Genomic DNA, 21,457 nt, shown 5'->3' with positions numbered 1-21,457 from the left:
TGTGTGACGGGGCCGGAGGGATGGCCCGTTGGAGCTATCGTGCGGTGGTGACCGGTTCGGCTTCCGCTTCTGCGCAGCGCCCGCTCCTCTTCCTCGATGTCGATGGACCGCTCATCCCGTTCGGGGCGACACCGAGGGAACGACCGGACGGGTATCCGACGTACAGGACGAGCCACGAGGTCGCCGCGGACGCGAATCCGCTGCTGGCGAGGATCAATCCCGAGTACGGGCCCCGGCTGATGGCACTGCCGTGCGACCTGGTCTGGGCCACCACATGGATGGCCGACGCGAACGACGTCGTTGCGCCGTGGCTCGGCCTGCCCGAACTGCCCTTGGTGACCTGGCCGGACCCCTCCGACGAGGACGAGCGGGCCGGCCTCCACTGGAAGACCCGGCCCCTCCTCGACTGGGCCGACGGACGCCCCTTCGTATGGGTGGACGACGAGATCACCGACACGGACCGCGCCTGGGTGACCGCATACCACCGGGGGCGCGCGCTTCTCCACCGGGTGGATCCCCGACAGGGCCTCACCGACCCGGACTTCGCCGCACTCGCGACGTGGCTGCGCGTCGGTCCGGACAGGGCCTAGCCACACCGGCAGCACCGGCCAACCCGCCGGACGGCACAAGGGCCAACGGCGGTAGCCGGAAAAGCGGTGGTCGGTGCGGCGCGGGCGCGCATAGGTTCTGCGTTCGTGGATGGTGATCCAGAGGCGGGCGGCGCGCGCCTCGTCGACGACCGGCCGTGGTGGGTGCTCGGCGTTGGCTGACCGTACGGAGCGTACGACCGCGGTACGGGACGAGGCCGGCGCCGACGGCGAGGGCCTGTTCTCGCGTACGTACGCCGGTGCCACCACCGGCTTCGCGGCGGTCATGTTCCTGACCGGCTTCGCCGCGCTCGCCGTCATGCCCACCCTGCCCGCGGCCGCGCGGGACTTGGACGGGGTGGCCCTGTATCCGCTGGTGGCCGGGGCCTTCGTGGCCGCGAGTCTGCTCGGCGGGGTGCTGGGCGGCGGCTGGGCCGACCGGGCCGGGGCACGCCGTCCGCTGGCCGCGGGCGTGGCGCTGGCCGTGGCCACCCTCCTGATCTCCGCCACCAGCACCACCATCTGGCAACTGGCCGCCGGGCGTTTCCTCGACGGGATCGCGGCCGGCATGATCGCGGTGGCCATCAACACCGCCATCGGCCAGGCCTACCCCGACCATCTGCGGCCGCGCGCCCTGGCGTTGATGAGCGCCTGCTGGATCGTTCCGTCACTGGCCGGTCCTCCACTGGCGGGGCTGGTGGCCGAGTGGTGGTCCTGGCGGACGGTGTTCTTCGGTCTGGCCTTGCTGAGCCTGCCTCCGTCGCTGGCGGTGGTGGCGCTGCTGCGGGAGCGGCGTACGGGGCCGGCGATACCCGTCGTGCGGTCAGGAGCCGGAGCCGGAGCCGGACCCGGAGCCGGAACCGGAACTGAAACCGGAACTGGAGCCGGAGCCCTCACCGTACGGCCGGAAGACGTGCCCGGATCGCCGGAAGACGCACCCGTACCGCCCGCACCCGTACCGCCCGAAGCCGTCCCCGCCCCCGCACCCGTACCCGCGCCCCTGCCGTCGGAAGACCCGCCGCCGCGTCCCGCGCTGCTGGTCGCGGCGGCGGTGAGTCTCGGCGCTGCGCTCGGACAGTACGCGGCCTCCGGCTGGGACCTGCGCCATCTGCTGTGCGGGGCGGCCGGTCTCGCGCTGCTTGCGGTGTTCGTACGACGGCTCCTGCCGCCCGGCACCTGGCGCGCCACGCGCGGACTGCCCGCGACGGTGCTGATGCGCGGCCTGGCGTCAGGCGCGTACTTCACGCTGGAGGCGTTCGTACCACTGCTCCTGGACAGCGCCCGCCGCGTACCCGCCGTACTGACCGGCCTGGCCTTCACGGGTGCCGCCGTGGCCTGGGCCGCGTCCTCCTGGGCACAGGGCAATCTGCTGGCGCGCCGCCCTCGGCACCACCTGGTCGCGGCCGGCGCGCTGGTCCTGGCGGCGGCCGTCGGGCTCGCTGCCGCGGGGACGCTCCCCGGGACGCCCGCGCTGACCGCCGGGTCGGCCATGATCGTCGCGGCCGTCGGCATGGGCCTGCTCGCCCCGTCCGTCACCCTGCTCTCACTCGCGCACAGCCCGCCCGACCGGCACGGCTACGCCAGCAGCGCGATGCAGACGGCCCAGAACCTGGGCCAGGTGGCGGTCATGGCCCTCGCCTCCGCCGCCTTCAACGCGACCCAGAACGCGGGCACCCCGGCACCGGCCGCCTACGCCACAGTCTTCGTGCTGCTGCTCGTACCAAGCACCCTGGCCGCCGTCCTGGCATCTCGTACGCGCATGGCATGACGCCTTCCGACGCCTTCCGTGCCTCACGGTATGACGCCTTCGTACCCGCTTCGTACGACGTCTTCCGTAGCCGCGCGGTATGACGCCTCCCCGTACCCGCACGATCGTCCGGTGGCCACCCGACTACGTTCCCGTGTGGAACCTACGTTCCCGTGCAGAACGGCGTTCCCGCGTAGAACTACGTTCCCGTGTAGAACCCGATCGTCGCCGCCGTCGTCGCCGCCACGGCTTCCGCGTCCGCGCCCGACGCGGCGTACGCCGTGCCCCACGCCTCGCCCCAGCCCGTGATGAACTCCTTGCCCTCGGGCGTCGTGTGCCAGGTCGCGGCGTCCTCCTTGGTGATCTCGCCGCCCGCGAGGTGCTTCCCGAGGCCGAAGAACATCATGTCCCAGCCGACGCCGACCGCTCCCGGTCCGAACTGCCCCCAGAACTCGTCCGGTACCACGGCCACATGTTCCAGCTCGAACACCGTCCGCCCGTCGCCCTCCGGCGCGAGCCGTACCTCGACCTCGCTGAAGCCCGGATCCGCGCCCATCAGCCAGCTCACGCGCAGGCGCGTCGGTTCCACGCACTCCAGGATCTCGCCGCCGGCGTTGCCCTCCAACTGGTACCGTCCGCCGAGCTTGAGCTCACCGCTGACCGGCATGAACCACCGCCCGAGCCGCTCGGGCGAGGTCACCGCGTCCCATACGTCGGCGACCTCGGCGTCGTAGGTGCGTCGCATCAGCACCGTACGGGCCTCGCCCGCGTCCACCTGCCGTGCGCCGACCTCGCGGTGCAGACGGTTGATCTCGTCGACGATCTCACTCATTGCCGTTCTCTTCCTCCCTCAGCCTGCGCTCGCGCTTTCCTCGTGCGAGCTCCGTCCCCAGTGCGTCGAGCCGCTGCTCCCAGAACCCCCGGAACCTCTCCAGCCACGCGTCCACCTCGCGCAGCGGAGCGGCCTCGACGGCGTACAACCGCCGGGTCCCCTCCGCTCGTACGGACGCGAAGCCGCCCTCCCGCAGGACACGAAGGTGCTGCGACACGGCCGGCTGAGAGATCCCGAACTCGTTCCGGATCACGGCACTGATCTCGCCCGACGCCTGCTCGCCCGACGCGAGCAACTCCAATATCCGGCGTCTGACCGGATCTCCCAGAACGTCGAAGGCGTGCACGTACCGACTATGCCATCACTCGCTTATATAAGGGAAGGGTTATGTTCTAGTGCGTACCGACGTACGCCGCGAGGTGCTCGCCCGTGAGTGTGGAGCGTGCCGCGACCAGGTCGGCCGGGGTGCCCTCGAAGACGATCCGGCCGCCGTCGTGGCCCGCGCCCGGGCCGAGGTCGATGATCCAGTCGGCGTGCGCCATGACCGCCTGGTGGTGCTCGACGACGATGACCGACTTGCCGGAGTCGACGAGCCGGTCGAGCAGGCCGAGCAACTGCTCGACATCGGCGAGGTGCAGGCCGGTGGTCGGCTCGTCGAGGACGTAGACGCCGCCCTTCTCGGCCATGTGCGTGGCCAGCTTGAGCCGCTGCCGCTCGCCCCCGGACAGCGTGGTGAGCGGCTGGCCGAGGCTGAGATAGCCGAGCCCGACATCGGCGAGCCGGACGAGGATGCGGTGCGCGGCCGGCGTACTCGCCTCGCCCGCGCCGAAGAACTCCTCGGCCTCGGTCACCGACATCGCGAGCACCTCGCTGATGTCGCGGCCGCCGAGATGGTGGTCGAGCACCGACGCCTCGAAGCGCTTCCCCTCGCACTCCTCGCACGTGGTGGCGACACCGGCCATCATCGCCAGGTCGGTGTAGACGACGCCGGCGCCGTTGCAGTTGGGGCAGGCCCCCTCGGAGTTGGCGCTGAACAGCGCCGGCTTCACGCCGTTGGCCTTCGCGAACGCCTTGCGGATCGGTTCGAGCAGTCCGGTGTACGTCGCGGGGTTGCTCCGTCGCGAGCCGCGGATCGGGCTCTGGTCGACCGACACCACGCCCTCCCCGGCCGCCCCCGACTGGTGTGGCAGCGACCCGTGCACGAGCGAGCTCTTGCCGGAGCCCGCGACGCCCGTGACCACGCACAGCACCCCGAGCGGGATGTCGACGTCGACGTTCCGCAGGTTGTGCGCCGTCGCACCGCGTATCTCCAGCGCGCCGGTCGGCGTACGTACCGTCTCCTTGATGGCGGCCCGGTCGTCGAAATGGCGCCCGGTGATGGTGCCGGCGGCCCGCAGCCCCTCGACGGTCCCCTCGAAGCAGACGGTGCCTCCGCTCGTACCGGCGCCGGGGCCGAGGTCGACGACATGGTCGGCGATCACGATCGTCTCCGGCTTGTGCTCCACGACGAGCACCGTGTTGCCCTTGTCGCGCAGCCGCAGCAGCAGACTGTTCATCCGCTGGATGTCATGGGGGTGCAGACCCACCGTGGGCTCGTCGAAGACGTACGTCGTGTCGGTGAGCGAGGAGCCGAGATGGCGGATCATCTTGACGCGCTGCGCCTCGCCGCCGGACAGCGTGCCCGACGGCCGGTCGAGCGAGAGATAGCCCAGCCCGATCTCGACGAACGAGTCGAGCGTGTGCCCCAGCGCAGCCAGGAGCGGCGCGACGGACGGTTCGTCCAGCCCCCGCACCCACGCGGCCAGGTCGCTGATCTGCATCGCGCACGCGTCGACGATGCTGATCCCGCCGATCCGCGACGACCGCGCCGCCTCACTGAGCCGGGTGCCGCCGCACTCGGGGCAGGCCGTGAACGTCACCGCGCGGTCCACGAACGCCCGGATGTGCGGCTGCATCGCCTCCCGGTCCTTGGCGAGCATCGCCTTCTGGATCCGCGGGACCAGCCCCTCGTACGTCATGTTGATGCCCGCGATCTTCATCCTGGTCGGCTCGCGGTGGAGGAAGTCGTGCAGCTCCTGCTCGGTGTACGTACGGATCGGCTTGTCCGGGTCGAAGAAGCCCGACTCGCTGTAGAGCCGGTAGTTCCAGCCGCCCGCCTTGTACCCGGGAATGGTGAGCGCGTCCTCGTTGAGCGACTTGCTGTCGTCGAAGAGCTGCGACAGATCGATGTCGGTGACCGAGCCCCGGCCCTCACAGCGCGGACACATGCCACCGGTGATGCTGAAGCTGCGCCGCTCCTTCGTGGTCTGTCCGCCGCGCTCCACGGTGACCGCGCCCGATCCGCTGATCGAGGCGACGTTGAACGAGAACGCCTTGGGCGAGCCGATGTGCGGCTGACCGAGCCGGCTGAAGAGGATGCGCAGCATCGCGTTGGCGTCGGTGGCGGTGCCGACCGTGGAGCGGGGGTCGGCACCCATCCGCTGCTGGTCGACGATGATGGCGGTCGTCAGGCCTTCGAGTACGTCGACCTCGGGCCGCGCCAGCGTCGGCATGAAGCCCTGTACGAAGGCGCTGTACGTCTCGTTGATCAGCCGTTGCGACTCCGCGGCGATCGTGCCGAAGACCAGCGAGCTCTTGCCGGAGCCGGAGACACCGGTGAACACCGTCAGCCGGCGCTTCGGGATCTCGATGCTGACGTCCTTGAGGTTGTTCTCGCGCGCGCCCTGCACGCGGATCAGATCGTGGCTGTCGGCAACGTGCAGCTCAGGCGACTGCGTGTCCGTCCGCGCGGCAGTGCTCATCGTGTCTCCATCTGTCTGTCTGTCCGTAAGGGCTGTCTGACCACAAGGGCCTGTGAGGGCGTGGCCCGCCCTTGTCGGGCGGGCCTGCCTTCGCGGTTTTCCGTCGGCGTCGCCCGGCTGGATCCGACCGGCTTCGAGCGTACGGGCGCTCCGCTGGGCGCGGGAGTGCGGGGAGGTAATCAGGCGGCGCCGGCGATCAAGCAGCGCCGGCGATCAGGCTGGGGCCGGCGGCCGAGCAGGGGCCAAGCAGGGCCGACAGCCAAGCAGGGTCGGCAGCCGGGTGGGGCCGGGACTCAGCGGTCCTGAAGCAGCCCGAGGACATTGCCGTCGGGGTCGGTGAAGGTGGCCACCAGACGACCACCGCCGACGTCGTGCGCCGGCTCCTTCACGGTGGCACCCGCCGCGGTCACCTCGGCCAGCTTCGCCTCGATGTCCGATACGTGCCAGTAGGCCACCGGCGCGGTCATGCCCTGCGATCCACCGCCCGGTACCAGCCCGATGTGCTGGCCCCCGGCCTCGAAGCCGACGTAGTAGGACTCGTCGGCCTGCGGCGTCACACCGAGCAGCGCGGTGTACACCGCCTTGGCCGCCGCCAGATCGGAGACGGGATGCAGCACGGTCTTGATTCCCTGGGTGGAAGAATCGGTCATGGTCGCTCCTGACGTCGTGGGTCCGGCCGGGATGTGTCTGTGGCGGACCGTCCATGGCGGTCACGCTAGGCGGGGCTCCGGGCCGGCGCTTCTCGATTCCTGACCGGTTCGGCCACGTGGCGCGTGACGCACGCCACGCGATACGGGACGCACGGCACGCGGCGCACGGCACGCGGCGCATGACACGCGATACGCGGCATATGACACGCGACACGTGGGCGTGGTCCGTCAAGGCAGGATCTCGACGTACCCGTCCGTGCCGTGCACACGGATCTGCTGCCCGTCCCGGATCAACCGGGTGGCCCGCTCCACGCCGACGACAGCCGGCAGACCGTACTCCCGGGCGATCACCGCGCCATGGGTCATCAGGCCGCCCACCTCCGTCACCAGGCCCGCGATTCCGACGAACAGGGGTGACCAACTGGGGTCCGTGAAGGCCGTGACCAGGATGTCGCCCGCTTCGAGATCGGCCTCCGCCATGTCAAGGATGACGCGGGCCCGTCCCTCGACGGTCCCGGCGGAGACCGGTACGCCGGTCAGGGCGCCGGCCGGCACGTCGTCGCGCCGGTACGCCCCGGTGAGGGCGTCACCGTCCGAGGTGAGGACCCGGGGCGGGGTGAGCGAGTGGTACGAGCGGAACGCGTCCTTGCGCTGCCGGATGAGCCGTTCGTCCACCCGGTTCGAGCGCACGACGTCGTGGAGTTCCTGGAACGTGAGGTAGAAGATGTCCTCCTTCTCAGGGAGCACATGTGCCTGTACGAGGCGCCCGGCCTCCTCCAACAGGGCCCGCTTGTAGACGAAGTAGCGGCTGACGATGTCGTACTTCGGGTACTCCCGGTACCCGATGAAGGTCCGTACCCGGTCGATCATGCGCTTGGTCTCGTCGGCCTTCCGGTCCCCGTCCGGCAGGGCCCGCAGGCGTGACAGCACGTCCTGTTCCTTCTCCCGCGCCTTCCGCCGGCCTTCCTCGAAGCGCCGCCCGGCGGCACCCGGCTCGAAGTTCCTGACGTTGTCGAGGATCACGGGCACGAGCGTGGTGGGGCGCTCGCGCCAACGCTGCCTCGTGATGTCGATCTCGCCGACGCAGCGCATGCCGTACCGGTCGAGGTAGGCCTCGATGGCGTCGCGCGCTTCGGTCCCGCCCGCGAGCTTCGCCAGCTCGTCCAGGAAGCCCTCGTCCTCGACGCCCCGCAGGAACGCCACCACCTCCGGATACGGACGGATCGCGTCCGCGACGTCGAGCAGCGCCAGTCCCATCTCCGACGTGACGTTGCCGGGGGCGGACAGCGTGAGCGTGTCAGCCGCGTTCTTCTCGCCCAGCCACTCCTGGAGCTTGTCGTTGAGCCACCACGTGGCCTCCATCCCCGCCATGATCGCCTGATGGTTGAGCGGATCACCGAGGACTCGTTTGTGCTCCTCGAAGGCCGCCAGCAGGAAGTCGAACAGAGCCGGTCCGGTCTTCGCCCGGATGTCGCGCTCCAGGGCGGCGATGGACGCCCGGCTTCGTTCGATCAGCTCGGTGACGATGGCCGGATCGGTCTCGATCGGGGCGGACGCACCGCGGGCCGGTGGCCTGCCGGGACCCGCGTCCGGGAGCGACGGGACGAAATCCTCGCGGTCGAGGACCGTCTCCAGCGCGTCCCTGATCAGCGGGTCGCCCTTCCCCATGACGTCCAGGAGACCGGCGCGGCTAGCGGGCGAGGCCAGGCGCCGGGTGACGTCGACGAACAGCCTCCCGCCGGCCTCGTGCATCGGCACCATGGCCGTGAGCTGCCACATGGAGAGCCCCAGGGGCTTCATGGGGTCGGTCATCATCTGCCCGTGGCCGACGGAGACGTAGACGTGATTCTCCTGGTCACCGGTCCCGGTCCCGGTCTCGGTCCCGGTCCCGGTCCCGGGGACGGGGACGGGGACGGGGAACAGCGTTGTGATCGGCCGGCTCTGAACGATCTGGAAGTCATCGTCGACCAGGCACCATTCGATGTCCTGCGGGCGGCCGAAGTGCGCTTCGATCCGCCGCCCGAGCTGTACGAGCCGCAGGACCTGCGCATCCGTCAGCGCCGGCTCCTCCTGCCGCTGCGGGTCGATCGCCACCTCCTGCGTACCGCCGACCGGCAGGGCGTGAACGGCACGCTGCTTGGCGGCGATCGCCTTGGCGACGACTTCGCCGTGCCGCACCGTGAAGACGTCCGGGTTCACCAGCCCGGAGACCAGGGCCTCGCCGAGGCCGAAGCCGGCGTCCACGGTGGCGGTCTTCCGGGTGCCCGTGACGGGGTCGGCCGTGAACAGGACGCCGGCCGCGTACGGGAAGGCCATCTGCTGCACGACCACGGCCATGTGGACCGCACGGTGGTCGATGCCGTTCCGGCGGCGGTACGTCACGGCCCGCTCGGTGAACAGCGAGGCCCAGCACCGGCTGACGTGCTGGAGGACCGCCGCCGTCCCCACGACGTTCAGGTACGTGTCCTGCTGGCCGGCGAAGGAGGCCGTCGGCAGGTCCTCCGCCGTCGCGCTGGACCGGACGGCACACGCGGCCTGCTCGCCGAGCCGGGCGAGCGCGCGGGTGACCGCCGCCACGAGATCGCCCGGGACGGGAATCCCCTCGATGGTCCGGCGGACCCGCGCGCTGAGCGTGCGGATCGCCTCCCGGTCGTCCGGGTCCAGGCGCGCGAGCTGATCGAGCTGGCCGTCGATCGACGGCGCCTCCGCCATGATCCGCCGGAAGGCGTCCGTCGTCACGCAGAAGCCGGCCGGCACCCGGACGCCTTCGATCCGCGACAGCCCGCCCAGATGCGCACCCTTGCCGCCGACGACCGCGACCTGCGTCTCGTCAACCTCTAGAAGATCCAACACGTACTGATCGGTCATCGCGACACCTCCGGGGCAGTCGTGCTCCGTCGACAACACACGCACGTCGTGCCCCTCATTTCCGCAGGTAGTGGCCTCGGCCGAGGATTCTGCGCCACCCCCGGGGCCTTGCCGCAAGCCCCCCGGCGGGCTATACGTTGAAAGTGGCGGGAGAGTGTGATCCGTCGGCCATGCGTTGTCAGAGGTGTCTGACACAGTGCCGCCGTGGACATCGACTCTTTCTGGGAGCTCATCGAGGAGTGCCGGCGCCAGGCGCAGGGGCGGGACGAACGGCTCGCTTGGCTTCGTGGCGAACTGTCGAGAAGGCCGTTGGCCGAGGTTGTGCAGTTTCAGGTGCGCTTGGACGAGGTGACAGACGAAGCGTTCACCTGGGATCTGTGGGCAGCAGCGGACCGGATCTTCGGTGGTTGGTGTTCGGACGACGGGTTTTGTTACTTCGGCCTGTGGATGGTGGGACTCGGCCGCGCCGCCTTCTCCCGGGCAGTGGCTGATCCCGATGCGCTGGCCGCTACTCCGGAAGTCCAGCGCCTGGTCGGCCGCCCGAGGGAAGTGTGGAACGACGACTGGCCCGAGTGGGAGTCTCTCGACTATGTCGCGATGAAGGCATACGGGACCCTGACCGCTGTCGACGACTGCGACGACGACTGCGATGACGAGTTCAATGAGGCCGTCGAGGCCGCCGAACAGCATGGTGGACGCGGCAGGTCCGGGCCGCTCGGTGAGCGGTGGGATGTGCGACGCGAGGACGAGGCAGCACGCAAGCTGCCGAGACTCAGCGCGATGTTTCCCCTGCGGTCGCTCACTTGAGAAGGCCGGGACGCCGGGGCCTTCGGCGAGACAGGTCACGTGCTCGGTGCGGGGTGTCGGCCGGATGGGGGGCACTATTGCAAGCGGGCGCTTGCAATAGTTAGCGGGGTGGGGGCAGTATGGAGGCATGGCATCACTCAATGTCGGCAATCTCGGCGGGTATCTGCGCGAGCAGCGGCGTAACGCGCAGTTGTCGTTGCGGCAGCTCGCCGATGCCGCCGGGGTGTCGAATCCGTATCTGAGCCAGATCGAGCGCGGGCTGCGGAAGCCGAGTGCGGACATCCTTCAGCAGCTCGCGAAGGCGCTGCGCATCTCCGCGGAGACGCTGTATGTGCAGGCCGGGATGCTGGACGAGCGGGGGCGTGACGAGCTGGAGACGCGGGCTGTCATCCTCGCCGACCCCTCGATAAACGAGCGGCAGAAGCAGGTGCTGCTCCAGATCTACGAGTCGTTCCGCAAGGAGAACGCGCTCGACACGGAGAGTCCCGACACGGAGAGTCCCGGCGCCGATAGCACGGGCGGTACGGGCGGCACGGACCGGACGGAGCACGCCGCGACGGCGCGGAGTTCCGGACGTACGGCGAAGGCCGCCGGTGCGGGACCCCTTGGTGGCGTCGAGGTCGCCAAGGCCGCCGAGGTCCCGGATGTCTCTGGACACGCGGCCGGTGCGGAGGCCGGCGGGGCCGGGGGTTTCGAGGGGCTCTTCGACGACGGTTCGGGCGCCACCGGCGGCAGTGCCGCCGCCACACCACCCTCACACTGAACTGATCCGGGAGGACACCAGTCATGGCCATCGTGGATGACCTGCGCAAGACCCTCACCGACCCGACCCCCCTCTACTTCGCGGCCGGCACCGCCGACATCGCCGTCGAGAAGGCCAGGAAGGTGCCCGGCCTGATCGAGCAGCTGCGGGCCGAGGCGCCGGAGCGGCTGGAGGCCGTACGCAACTCGGACCCCAAGGCCGTCCAGGAGAAGGTCACCATCCAGGCCAAGGAGGCCCAGGCGACCGTTCAGGCCAAGGTCAGCGAGGTGTTCGGGTCGCTGGACACCGATCTGAAGAAGCTGGGCGAGAGCGCGCAGGACCTGGCGATGCGGAGTCTGGGCCGGGCCGCGGAGTACGCGGTCAGGGCGCGGGAGACGTACGAGAAGGTCGCCGAGCGCGGCGAGCAGACCGTACGGACCTGGCGCGGCGAGAGCGCGGAGCAGATCAACGAGATCGCCGTCGCCGTCGAGCCCGAGCCCGCGGCGCGCAAGACCGAGCCCAAGGGCGAGTCCAGGGCCGAGTCCAGGACGCAGCCGAAGGCTCAGCCGAAGTCCGCGGCGACCACCGCCAAGCCCGTAGCCTCGAAGCCCGCTACCGCCGCCAAGCCCGCGGTCAAGCCCGCTCCCAAGAGCGAGCCGAAGCCTGCGGCCAAGCCCGCGGCCGCCACGGCGAAGAAGACCACCACCGTCCCGCGCAAGACGACGGCGAAGAAGACGCCCCCGCCCTCCGCCAAGTAGCCGGGCCGAGCAGCCGGGCAGCCGAAAGCACCCAGGCGACCAGCCGAGCAGCCGGGCCGGGCACCGATGGGCAGCCGCCGGCCGCTCGGCTGCCGGATCCCGTACGCCGAGTCCGCCGCCGAGCCGTACGCCGAGTCCGCCGCCGCCCGTCGGCGGCCCCCCCCGAAAGTCCCGAAAGTAACGGCCCGGGCACCTCACCGGTGCTTCGGCCGTTATCCGGGTACCTTGGCGTACGGGCCGACCGACCGGCGTTTCCTTCCCTCTTCAGGGTCACCCACTCACCAGGCAGGTGGTGTCAGCATGTTGCTTTCGGGATTCGGCACATTCCTCTGGCTGCTCAATCTGGCCATGCTCCTTCTCGCCGTCGTCGCGCTGTTCCTCTCCGCGACGGCCCGTCAGGACGCCTATCGCGCCGCCGACAAGCAGACCAAGAAGTTCTGGCTGATCATTCTGGGGATCACGGTGGCCGTGAATCTCTTTGTGCCGATGCTGTTCCTGCAGATCGCCGGGCTCGTCGCCACGATCGTCTTCATGGTCGACGTGCGGCCCGCCATCCACCAGATCTCCGGTGGCGGCGGTCGTCGCGGCGGTTCGAGCAGCGACGGCCCCTACGGTCCGTACAACGGCGGACGCTGAGCCCGGTAAAGGCCCCAAACAAGGCCGCAAAAGCCGGACAGAGTCCCTACGAGTCGGCCGGATTCCTACGAGGTCCTACGAGTCAGCTACGAGGTCCTACGAGTCAGCCCGATTCCTGCGCGTCGCCGCCCCGCCCCAGCAGCAGCACCGCCACGTCGTCCGTCAGCTCGCCGCCGTTCAGCTCCCTCACCTGTGTCACCGCCGTCTCCAGCAGGTCGTCGCCCCTCAGGCCCCGGGCGAGCTGGCCGTTGATCATCTCGACCATGCCCTCCTGGCCGAGCCGCTGCGTGGCGCCGGGGCCCACCCGGCCCTCGATCAGGCCGTCCGTGTACATCATCAGATTCCACGCCGGGCCGAGCTCCACCTGTCTGCGCGGCCAGCGGGCGCGCGGGAGGAGTCCCAGGGCCGGGCCGCCCTCCTCGTACGGCAGGAGCTGCGCCGCCCGTCCGTGCCGGGCGACCAGCGGCGAAGGGTGGCCGGCCAGACACAGTCCGGCCTGGTGTCCGTCCGGGGTGATGTCGACCGTGCAGAGCGTCGCGAAGATCTCCTCGCTCTCCCGCTCGTGCTCCAGCACCTGCTGGAGCGTGGAGAGCAGCCGGTCCCCGCTGAGCCCCGCCAGCGTCAGCGCGCGCCAGGCGATCCGCAGCTCCACCCCGAGCGCGGCCTCGTCCGGGCCGTGCCCGCAGACGTCGCCGATCATCGCGTGGACCGTGCCGTCCGGCGTACGGACCGTGTCGTAGAAGTCCCCGCCCAGCAGCGCGCGCGACCGGCCCGGCCGGTAGTGGGCGGCGAAGCTCAGGTCCGAGCCCTGGAGCAGGGGAGTGGGCAGCAGACCGCGCTCCAGCCGGGCGTTCTCCTCCGCGCGCAGCCGTGACTCCGTGAGCTGGCGCTGCGCGATGTCCGCGCGCTTGCGCTCGACCGCGTACCGGATCGCCCGGCTCAGCAGCCGCCCGTCCAGCTCGTGCCGGAAGAGATAGTCCTGCGCCCCGACCCGTACCGCCGCTGCCGCCCGCTCGACATCGCCCTCCGCCGCCAGCGCGAGCACGGCATGCCGGGGCGCCAGCCGCAGTACGCGCTTGAGCGGGGCCAGATCGTCGCCGTCGCTCTGTCCGGGCAGCGCGAGATCCACGAGGATGCAGTGGATGTCGTCCGTGAGCAGCCGCTCCGCCTCGGTGAGATTGCGGGCCGTACGGATACGGACACGGGTGCCGGCCCCCTCCGGCAGCTCCGGAGCGGTGAAGGAGCCCGCCGGGTCGTCGTCGATCACCAGCAGCATGAGATCGCCGCCCTTGGCGGTCTGCGCCGCGGACCGGTCCTCGGCACGGATCTCGGGCCGGTCCTCGAACCTGCCTTCAAACCGGACTTCGAACCGGTCCTCGGCACGGTGGTTCTCGGCACGGTGGTTCTCGGCGGTGGCGGTCTGGTCCTCCATGGTCGCGGCCTGGCTCTCCACGGGCGCCGGCCGGTTCCCCACGGTCCCCTCGGTCGGACCGGTCGAACCTGTGCGCTGCCTCGGTACGGGTACGGGTACAGATGCCGGCATCGGTATGGGTTTCCTTCCCTCCCCCCGAGGGCGCGGTGGAACGACGATCGACGATCCACCAGACGGGGACCATAGCGGTAGCGCCCGCCCCAGCGGAATGGCCTTTTGGCGAAGAGCCGCCGTCATATGCCGCTGGCCATATCGCATCCCGCGCGATTCGGGCATCGGTGGCCATGACATACATCACGTACGGGTACGGGCATGTCTTTTACGGACTTCGGACATGGGCAACATCACATGTGGAGTATGCGGGGTCAGCCCGTGAACTGGCTCCGCATCACATGTGAGTCTGATGTGGAGCGCTGTGTGGGTGCTGTGCGCATCACATGCCGGACTGGACGGGCGCACGATACGACCCGTCCTGGGTCGTATCGCCCCACTTGCGCAATAGTGCTCACTAGTGGGCGATTTGCTGGGCCGTCCGCTGGGCTACCCGGTCAGGCCGATCGCATGCACGGCCGCATCCCGGCCGTATGGCGGGCGTCGACCGCATGCCCGACCCGCATGCCCGGCCGCAGGCCCGGCTACATGTCCGGGCGTACGACCCCGAGGATCGGCATCGAACCCGCACCCGCCAGCGTCACATTCCGCCCCGGCCTCGGCGCGTGCACGATCGCGCCGTCTCCGATGTACATCCCCACATGGCTGGCGTCCTGGAAGTAGATGACCAGATCGCCCGGACGCATGTCCTCGACCGCGACCTTCGGCAGCAGCCGCCACTGCTCCTGCGAGGTGCGCGGGATGATCCGGCCCGCAGCCGCCCACGCCTGGGAGGTCAGCCCCGAGCAGTCGTACGAGGACGGCCCCTCGGCGCCCCAGACATACGGCTTGCCTATCTGGGCCGTCGCGAACGTCATCGCCTTCTTGCCCGGCGTGCTCGCCGCGCGGTTGATGTCCGTCAGCGCGCCCGAGCCGAGCCACGCCGACTGCGCCCGGAACGCCGCGTCGGCCTCCAGTCGCGCCAGCCGCGCCCGCTCCTCCTTCTCCAGGCTCGATTCGAGCTTCTTGGCGGCGGCGATCTGCCGGGTGATCTCCTTCTTCGCCCGCTCCTTCTTGGCGCGGCTGGCCTCCAGCTTCTGCCACTGGGTGCCGGCGTCCGCCGTATAGCTCTTCAAGTCCTCCTGCGCCTGGGTCAGTTCGGCGATGAGGTCCTTGGTGGCCTTCTGGCCCTGCTGTATTCGCCCGACGCCGTCGAGGAAGAGCTGCGGATCGTCGGTGAGGATGAGCTGCGCCTCGGGCGGCAGCCCGCCGCCGCGGTACTGCGCGCGGGCCGCCGCGCCCGCCTGGTCCTTGAGCGCGTCGATCCGCAACTGGCCCTGTACGAGGTCCTCCGCCAGCCCGACGACCTCGGCCGACTGCTTCTTGGCCTGCTCGTCGGCGAGGTTGTACGCGTCGGTGGCGGACGCGGCCTTCTGGTAAAGGAGGTCTATCTCCTTGCGTATGTCGTCCAGGGACTTGCCGTCCTTGGTCACCGGGCCGGCTCCCGGCGGGAGTTCGACCGGGGGCGGCGGGACGGCCGGCGGGGAGGGCGCGGCCGGTGCGCCGAGCACCGCGGGCGCGGCCAGCGGAACCACCGGCGCGGGCGGCGGCATCGGCGCCGCGTACGCGCGGTTGAGCAGATCCGGCGACGCCAGGACGGCCAGGGCACACACCACGGTGATCGCGGCAGCGGCACTGCGACGTCGGTTCACAAGCTCCCCCTCCGAGTCGGCCCGGCCCACCCGCTGGGCTCAAACCGGTCTGAAACGCGCCTTCATCACCTGACTGACATACCGCCAGCAACTGCTGTCGTCGTCGCGATCGTGTCATGGCCTCCAGCAAAGGGACAGAGGGGCCCTGCACCTCACAGGACTCATTCACCACACTGTGGACGAACGGGCACCCGCTGGTGTTCCCGTGGTCACATACCGTTGCCCTCGCGGCCGTGCCGGCTGCCCGGTTCGCTGCCGTGCCGCCCGCCCGGCGCCAGTGCCCCCCACTCCACCGTCACCTCGCCCTGCCGCCATCTGCGCGCGTCGTCCGTCAGCGGCCAGTCGCCCGCCAGGTCCCGTACCGCCCTGACCCACCGCTGCCGCGCGCCCAGCGATCCGTACGGGGCCGCCGCCGCCCACGCCCGGTCGAAGTCCCGCAGGAACGCGTGGACCGGCTCGCCCGGCACATTCCGGTGGATCAGCGCCTTGGGCAGCCGCTCCGCCAGATCCGAAGGGCGCCCCAGCGACCCGAGCCGCGCCGCGAACGTCACCGTCCGCGGACCCTCGGGCCCGAGCGCCACCCACACATGCCGCCGCCCGATCTCGTCGCACGTCCCCTCCACCAGCAGCCCGCCCGGCGCCAGCCGCGCGCACAGCCGCGCCCAGACCGCGGCGACCTCGCCCTCCTCGTACTGCCTCAGCACATTGGCCGCCCGTACCAGCACCGGCCGTACGCCCCCGTCCAGCGGGATCTCGAAGCCGCCGTGCCGGAAGCGCAGCCCCTCGCGTTCGTACGGGAGGGCGGCGGCGACCCGCGCCGGTTCGATCTCGATCCCGACGACCTCGGTACGCGGATCGGCCGTACGCAGCCGCAGGAGCAGCTCGACCGCGGTCCAGGGGGCCGCTCCGTACCCCAGGTCCACCACCACGGGCACGGCTGCGGACCGGCGCAGCGCGGCTCCGTGTACGGCGGTGATCCAGCGGTCCATGCGGCGCAGCCGGTTCTGGTGCGTGGTGCCGCGTGTCACGGTGCCCACCGGGCGGGACGAGCGGGGCGGGGACACCGGAGGCACCATGGAACGAGCGTAACGACACGCAGAACGAGCGTAACGACACGCACCGACAGCGGGACAGGCGAACCCGGGAAGGCGCGACGCCGGCAAGGCGCGAACCCGGGAGGGCGCGCCCCCGGAAGGCGCGCGTCGTCCCGAGGTCGCGAAGGCGCGAACCCGCAAAGGCGCCGGTTCGCGTCAACCCGTGAAGGTTGAGCCACCCGTAGTAATGAATTGGCAAAGTGGCGGCGAAAGCGGAATTGAAGGAGCCCGCCCCGCTGTTGACGGCCCTTGGAGGGCCGAGCAGACCCTTTCTTTGCCGTGTCCCGAGGCCGCGCGCCGAGCGGCTCCCCGAGCGAGAGGCCGTAGACGTGAGCCAGTACGTGTCCCGTATCGCCGGCACGTTCGCAGGACCGGGTCGGCCAGGAGCGGCCCGGCCGGGACCGGCTCGATCGCCCCGGCTCCGGCTCCCCGGCCAGCACCGCCGGCCCCGGCGCATCGCCATGCTCAGCGTCCACACCTCGCCCCTGCACCAGCCGGGCACCGGCGACGCGGGCGGCATGAACGTCTATATCGTCGAGCTGGCCAAGCGCCTCGCCGCCATCGACATCGAGGTGGAGATCTTCACCCGCGCCACCACCGGCGGTCTCGACCCCGCCGTGGAGCTGGCCCCCGGGGTGCTCGTACGGCATGTCGACGCCGGCCCGTACGAAGGCCTGGCCAAGGAGGAGCTGCCCGCGCAGCTCTGCGCCTTCACCCATGGTGTGATGCAGGCCTGGGCCGGCCACCGCGCCGACCACTACGACCTCGTCCACTCCCACTACTGGCTGTCCGGCCATGTCGGCTGGCTCGCCTCCGAGCGCTGGGGCGTCCCCCTCGTCCACGCCATGCACACCATGGCCAAGGTCAAGAACGCCGCGCTCGCCGAGGGCGACCGGCCCGAGCCCGCGGCCCGTGTCATCGGCGAGACCCAGGTCGTACGGGCCGCCGACCGGCTGATCGCCAACACGGCGGAGGAAGCCGGCGAACTCGTCCGCTTCTACGACGCCGAGCCCGCCAAGGCCGCCGTCGTCCACCCCGGGGTGAATCTGGACCGTTTCTGTCCCGGCGACGGCCGCGCCGCCGCCCGCGCCCGGCTGGGTCTGCCCCCGGACGCTTTCATTCCGCTCTTCGCGGGCCGTATCCAGCCGCTGAAGGCGCCCGATGTGCTGCTGCGCGCGGTGGCCGTCCTGCTCGACCAGGATCCCGCGCTCCGCAGGAGGCTGGTCGTACCGGTGGTCGGCGGTCCGAGCGGTACGGGCCTGGCGAAGCCGGAGGGGCTCCAGAAGCTCGCCGCGCGGCTGGGGATCGCGGATGTGGTGCGGTTCCGGCCACCGGTCGGGCAGGACCGGCTCGCGGACTGGTTCCGGGCGGCGTCCGTGCTGGTCATGCCCTCGTACAGCGAGTCCTTCGGCCTTGTCGCGATAGAGGCCCAGGCGGCGGGCACCCCGGTGGTGGCTGCGGCGGTGGGCGGCCTGCCGGTGGCGGTACGGGACGGGGAGACGGGCTTTCTGGTCGCCGGGCACGAACCGGAGGCGTACGCGCGGGTGCTGCGCGAGTTCGTCGACCACCCGGAACTGGTCGGGCGGATGGGCGAGGCGGCCTCCCGCCACGCCAGGTCCTTCGGCTGGGACACGGCGGCGGCGGCGACGGCGGAGGTGTACATGGCGGCCATGCATGATCACCGCCGTCACGTACGCTCGCACCATGGCTGACGTAAAGCGGGCCGGACAGGGAACGGGGCACCGGACGGAACAGGGGACGGGGCCGCAGACGGAAGACGGAACGGGGCCGCGGACGGCGCAGGGGGCGGAACCGGGCGCGGGGCAGCGGCCGGGGAGTGCGCGGGCGCGGCAGGCGCCCGCTGAGCGCGCCGCGCAGGTCGCGCTGGTCGTCGAACAGGCCCTGGACTCCGCCGAGCTGACGTGGGAGAGCCCGCGCCCCGGCTCGTACGTCGTCACCCTCCCCGGCACCCGCAAGCTCTCCACCACCTGCTCCCTGCTGGTCGGCCGGCACGCGCTCTCCCTCAACGCCTTTGTGGTCCGCCGCCCCGACGAGAACGCCGAGGCCGTCCACCGCTGGCTCCTGGAGCGCAACCTCAAGCTGTACGGGGTGAGTTACGCGGTCGACCGCCTCGGCGACATCTACCTCACCGGCAAACTCCCGCTGGCCGCCGTCACCGAGGACGAGATCGACCGGCTGCTGGGGTCGGTGCTGGAGGCGGCGGACGGTTCGTTCAACACCCTGCTGGAGCTGGGGTTCGCGAGCGCGATCCGCAAGGAGTACGCGTGGCGGGTGTCGCGGGGCGAGTCGACGCGGAATCTGGACGCGTTCGAGCATCTGACCCGGGGGCCGTCGGCCTGACGCCGGTCGGGGCCGCCTGAGTCGCGGCACGGCTCTTCCCTGTAGCCGATCGGGCATGTCATGCTCACCCTCAAACGCACACCTGAACGTCGTTCATATACGTGGAGGCGCGCAATGGGGTACGGACAGGGGCACGGGCAGGCGTACGGGGACGAGCGCGGGCCGGCGTACGAGGACGAGCGCGGGCAGGGGCGCGGGCAGCGGTACGAAGGGCGGCGCGCGGTCGGCAGGCGGACCCTGCTGGGCAGCGCCGTCGCGGTGGCCGCCGCCGGGGTGATGACCACCGGAGCAACGGCGACAGCCGTGACACGCGCCGTCGGCTCACCCCAGACCTCGACCCTCCGGACCTCAACCCTCCGGATCTCGACCCTCTGGCGAGAATTCGCCGCCTCCCCGTTCACCCACCCCCAGATCCCGTACGTCGGCCGGGCCGGCCAGCGCGCCGGCGCCACCCGCCTCCCGCGCCACCGCGTGGTGGCCGATGTCCGCGCGTACGGCGCCAAGGGCGACGGTTCCACGGACGACGCACCCGCCATCAACCGTGCCCTCGCCGCCGCCGGAGAGCGCGGCGGGGGCACGGTCACCATCCCGCCCGGCACCTACCGCGTCGACGGCGTCATCCGTATCGCCCACAGCGGTGTCACCCTCCGGGGCGCGGGAAGCGACCGTACGAAGCTGTACGCGACGAAGAACCTCACCGAGCTGATCGGCCCCTACGGCAGCCGCTACGGCGGCGACAAGTCGAGCTGGTCCTGGGCCGGCGGCCTCATCTGGCTCTGCCCGCAAGGGCGTTGGGACTCGCTCACCGCCGCCATCGGGGAACGCGCCTGGCCGTTCGAGGGCTGGACCGGCAACAAGCGGGACGAGTGGAGCACCCTCACCGGCGTCGGCCGCGCCCGGCGCGGCGACCGGACCGTGACCGTACAGGACACCTCGAAGCTCCGGCCCGGACAGCTCGTCCTCCTCCGGCTCGCCGACGACCCGGACCGCACCCTGCTGGAGCACATGGCGGGCGACGGCCCCGGCACCAAGTCGTACGACTGGGCCGCGATGACCAAGCTGACGTCCTACGTCCCGTACGAATGGCCGGTGCGCGTCACGGCCGTACGCGGCAGGAAGGTCACCCTGGAACGCCCGCTTCCGCTGGACGTACGCCCGGAGTGGGACCCGCGCCTGACCACCCTCGTCACCCCGCTGACCGGCTCGGGGGTCGAAGGGCTGACGCTGGAGGCGGTCGAGACACCGCAGTCCCCGCACCTGCTGGACAAGGGGTACAACGGGGTCGCGTTCCAGTGTGCGTACGACTGCTGGGCCGACGATGTGGTCGTACGCCATGTCGACAACGGCTTCGGCCTGATCGCCGCGTCCGCCTGCACCCTGCGCCGTACCCGCGTCGCGGGCCGCGGCGCGCACCATCCGTACTACTGCCGCGAGGGTTCGCACGACAATCTGATCGAGGACTTCGTCATCGAGCGGCGTACGGTCCCGGCACCGCCCGCGGGCACCCAGCCCCACGGCATCAATGTGGAGGGCCTCTCCAGCTACAACGTCTGGTCGCGCGGACTGATGGAGATGGGCACCTTCGACACGCATCGCGGGATGCCCTTCGCCAACGTACGTACGGAGATCACCGTCACCAACGACGGCCGGCACGGCGGCGACGCGATCGCGGGCCCGCTGTACGGGGCGCGGTTCACCCACTGGAACGTCACGGTCACCAATGAGCGCGCGGGCCTGATCAAGATCGACGAGATCGCTCCGTACAGCGCGACGGTGGGCATCAGCGAGGTCCGTGAGTTCGACCAGATCGACGTACCGGACTTCACGGGCGAGCTGCACGCGAGGCTGGAGGCGTACGGCAGCCCGGAGACGATCAGGCCACGGAACCTGTACGAGGCGCAGCGGGCGCTGGACCGTGCTGACGCTGTGACGCCGTAGGTGCAGTGATGTCGCAGATGCCGTGGGTCGGGAGTGGATCGGGTGTGGATCAGGACAGGAGTGGATCAGGGGCAGATCAGTGGAGTGGATCAGGAGTGAGGCTGGATGGACCCGTCCCCCTGCACCCCTTCCCAGGCCGCGGGCCCGAAGACGGCCTCGGTGACGGTGGCCTCCTCGTGACGCGTACGGCGTACGACCAGCGCCCCGCTGTCGTGCAGCAGATACCGGAAGCGGATGTCGTCCTGGTCCTCGTAGGAGATGACGCGGTTGGACGGTTCAATACCCGGCGGGAGCGCGGCCGGGAGCAGGGTGACATGAACGGTCATGAATCGACTGTACGTCCGGTGTCTGTTCGGGGAGCGTATGCGGGCATATGGCCGCTCGGGCGGGGGGTGCGGGGTG

At 70.8% G+C, this 21,457-nt stretch carries 18 protein-coding genes; 9 read left to right on the top strand and 9 right to left on the bottom strand.

Going from position 1 to position 21,457, the window contains the following annotated elements:
* The first annotated feature begins 47 nt into the window (after positions 1-47).
* Positions 48-590 carry an HAD domain-containing protein gene (locus tag WH07_RS11650; protein WP_332836352.1) on the top strand — a complete coding sequence of 181 codons (543 nt, stop codon included), beginning with the start codon at positions 48-50 and terminating at the stop codon, positions 588-590.
* A 283-nt stretch (positions 591-873) separates the two neighbouring features.
* A complete protein-coding gene (locus WH07_RS11645; RefSeq protein ID WP_232788827.1) occupies positions 874-2,355 on the top strand; it encodes an MFS transporter in 1,482 nt (493 codons plus the stop codon).
* A 178-nt stretch (positions 2,356-2,533) separates the two neighbouring features.
* Here the strand turns inward: WH07_RS11645 and WH07_RS11640 are convergent, their stop codons facing one another.
* The 5 genes from WH07_RS11640 to rph all read right to left on the bottom strand — a co-directional run bounded on the left by WH07_RS11640 (position 2,534) and on the right by rph (position 9,485).
* A complete protein-coding gene (locus WH07_RS11640) occupies positions 2,534-3,166 on the bottom strand; it encodes an SRPBCC family protein (RefSeq protein ID WP_046499039.1) in 633 nt (210 codons plus the stop codon).
* A complete protein-coding gene (locus WH07_RS11635; RefSeq protein WP_046499037.1) occupies positions 3,159-3,512 on the bottom strand; it encodes an ArsR/SmtB family transcription factor in 354 nt (117 codons plus the stop codon). Before WH07_RS11635 ends, WH07_RS11640 begins: the two co-directional genes overlap by 8 nt.
* Before the next feature lie 46 nt (positions 3,513-3,558).
* Positions 3,559-5,967, bottom strand: coding sequence for an ATP-binding cassette domain-containing protein (locus tag WH07_RS11630; protein ID WP_046499033.1), 2,409 nt, complete (start codon positions 5,965-5,967; stop codon positions 3,559-3,561).
* Positions 5,968-6,260: 293 nt separating this feature from the next.
* Positions 6,261-6,617, bottom strand: a complete 357-nt coding sequence (locus WH07_RS11625; protein WP_046499030.1) for a VOC family protein — start codon at positions 6,615-6,617, stop codon at positions 6,261-6,263.
* Between the two features lie 228 nt (positions 6,618-6,845).
* Positions 6,846-9,485: a rifamycin-inactivating phosphotransferase gene (gene rph / locus WH07_RS11620; protein ID WP_046499062.1), complete on the bottom strand. Its 2,640-nt coding sequence runs from the start codon at positions 9,483-9,485 to the stop codon at positions 6,846-6,848.
* 204 nt (positions 9,486-9,689) lie between these two features.
* Here rph and WH07_RS11615 point away from each other — a divergent pair, with 204 nt between their 5' ends.
* The 4 genes from WH07_RS11615 (at position 9,690) to WH07_RS11600 (ending at position 12,428) form a co-directional block, all read left to right on the top strand.
* Positions 9,690-10,292: a DUF4240 domain-containing protein gene (locus WH07_RS11615; RefSeq protein WP_046499027.1), complete on the top strand. Its 603-nt coding sequence runs from the start codon at positions 9,690-9,692 to the stop codon at positions 10,290-10,292.
* Positions 10,293-10,419: 127 nt separating this feature from the next.
* Positions 10,420-11,055, top strand: a complete 636-nt coding sequence (locus tag WH07_RS40330; protein WP_198533784.1) for a helix-turn-helix domain-containing protein — start codon at positions 10,420-10,422, stop codon at positions 11,053-11,055.
* A gap of 23 nt (positions 11,056-11,078) precedes the next feature.
* Positions 11,079-11,792, top strand: coding sequence for a hypothetical protein (locus tag WH07_RS11605; RefSeq protein ID WP_046499025.1), 714 nt, complete (start codon positions 11,079-11,081; stop codon positions 11,790-11,792).
* Between the two features lie 300 nt (positions 11,793-12,092).
* On the top strand, positions 12,093-12,428 hold the full coding sequence (locus WH07_RS11600) for a DUF2516 family protein (RefSeq protein ID WP_046499022.1): 336 nt from the start codon (positions 12,093-12,095) through the stop codon (positions 12,426-12,428).
* A gap of 103 nt (positions 12,429-12,531) precedes the next feature.
* On the opposite strand, the gene WH07_RS11595 is transcribed toward WH07_RS11600, so the two are convergent.
* From WH07_RS11595 to WH07_RS11585, 3 genes are all read right to left on the bottom strand, one after another.
* Positions 12,532-13,971 (bottom strand): PP2C family protein-serine/threonine phosphatase, encoded by a 1,440-nt coding sequence (locus tag WH07_RS11595; RefSeq protein WP_046499019.1) that lies wholly within the window; start codon positions 13,969-13,971, stop codon positions 12,532-12,534.
* A 524-nt stretch (positions 13,972-14,495) separates the two neighbouring features.
* Positions 14,496-15,662 carry a C40 family peptidase gene (locus WH07_RS11590; RefSeq protein WP_046499057.1) on the bottom strand — a complete coding sequence of 389 codons (1,167 nt, stop codon included), beginning with the start codon at positions 15,660-15,662 and terminating at the stop codon, positions 14,496-14,498.
* 209 nt (positions 15,663-15,871) lie between these two features.
* Positions 15,872-16,738, bottom strand: a complete 867-nt coding sequence (locus WH07_RS11585) for a class I SAM-dependent methyltransferase (RefSeq protein ID WP_079023144.1) — start codon at positions 16,736-16,738, stop codon at positions 15,872-15,874.
* 347 nt (positions 16,739-17,085) lie between these two features.
* Here WH07_RS11585 and mshA point away from each other — a divergent pair, with 347 nt between their 5' ends.
* The 3 genes from mshA to WH07_RS11570 all read left to right on the top strand — a co-directional run bounded on the left by mshA (position 17,086) and on the right by WH07_RS11570 (position 21,055).
* Positions 17,086-18,468, top strand: coding sequence for a D-inositol-3-phosphate glycosyltransferase (gene mshA, locus WH07_RS11580; RefSeq protein WP_046499013.1), 1,383 nt, complete (start codon positions 17,086-17,088; stop codon positions 18,466-18,468).
* A 172-nt stretch (positions 18,469-18,640) separates the two neighbouring features.
* Entirely contained in the window at positions 18,641-19,117 is a 477-nt protein-coding gene (locus WH07_RS11575; protein ID WP_046499054.1) for a type III secretion system chaperone family protein, read from the top strand.
* Between the two features lie 276 nt (positions 19,118-19,393).
* Positions 19,394-21,055: a glycoside hydrolase family 55 protein gene (locus tag WH07_RS11570; RefSeq protein WP_232788825.1), complete on the top strand. Its 1,662-nt coding sequence runs from the start codon at positions 19,394-19,396 to the stop codon at positions 21,053-21,055.
* Between the two features lie 89 nt (positions 21,056-21,144).
* Here WH07_RS11570 and WH07_RS11565 read toward each other — a convergent pair whose 3' ends face one another.
* Positions 21,145-21,381, bottom strand: coding sequence for a hypothetical protein (locus WH07_RS11565; RefSeq protein WP_046499010.1), 237 nt, complete (start codon positions 21,379-21,381; stop codon positions 21,145-21,147).
* Positions 21,382-21,457: the final 76 nt, after the last annotated feature.

The organism is Streptomyces odonnellii (assembly GCF_000981895.1).
Taxonomy (GTDB): domain Bacteria; phylum Actinomycetota; class Actinomycetes; order Streptomycetales; family Streptomycetaceae; genus Streptomyces; species Streptomyces odonnellii.
The sequence above is the reverse complement of the archived record's forward strand: the minus strand, read 5'-3'. Positions and strand labels throughout refer to the sequence as shown.

Excerpts from the sequence above, each read along its gene's own strand:
- WH07_RS11640 (WP_046499039.1), bottom strand. The coding sequence starts at position 3,166 with ATGAGTGAGATCGTCGACGAGATCAACCGTCTGCACCGCGAGGTCGGC.
- WH07_RS11625 (WP_046499030.1), bottom strand. The coding sequence starts at position 6,617 with ATGACCGATTCTTCCACCCAGGGAATCAAGACCGTGCTGCATCCCGTC.
- WH07_RS11570 (WP_232788825.1), top strand. The coding sequence starts at position 19,394 with ATGACCACCGGAGCAACGGCGACAGCCGTGACACGCGCCGTCGGCTCA.
- rph (WP_046499062.1), bottom strand. The coding sequence starts at position 9,485 with ATGACCGATCAGTACGTGTTGGATCTTCTAGAGGTTGACGAGACGCAG.
- WH07_RS11600 (WP_046499022.1), top strand. The coding sequence starts at position 12,093 with ATGTTGCTTTCGGGATTCGGCACATTCCTCTGGCTGCTCAATCTGGCC.
- WH07_RS11595 (WP_046499019.1), bottom strand. The coding sequence starts at position 13,971 with ATGCCGGCATCTGTACCCGTACCCGTACCGAGGCAGCGCACAGGTTCG.
- WH07_RS11645 (WP_232788827.1), top strand. The coding sequence starts at position 874 with ATGTTCCTGACCGGCTTCGCCGCGCTCGCCGTCATGCCCACCCTGCCC.
- WH07_RS40330 (WP_198533784.1), top strand. The coding sequence starts at position 10,420 with ATGGCATCACTCAATGTCGGCAATCTCGGCGGGTATCTGCGCGAGCAG.
- WH07_RS11585 (WP_079023144.1), bottom strand. The coding sequence starts at position 16,738 with ATGGTGCCTCCGGTGTCCCCGCCCCGCTCGTCCCGCCCGGTGGGCACC.
- WH07_RS11630 (WP_046499033.1), bottom strand. The coding sequence starts at position 5,967 with ATGAGCACTGCCGCGCGGACGGACACGCAGTCGCCTGAGCTGCACGTT.
- WH07_RS11605 (WP_046499025.1), top strand. The coding sequence starts at position 11,079 with ATGGCCATCGTGGATGACCTGCGCAAGACCCTCACCGACCCGACCCCC.
- WH07_RS11565 (WP_046499010.1), bottom strand. The coding sequence starts at position 21,381 with ATGACCGTTCATGTCACCCTGCTCCCGGCCGCGCTCCCGCCGGGTATT.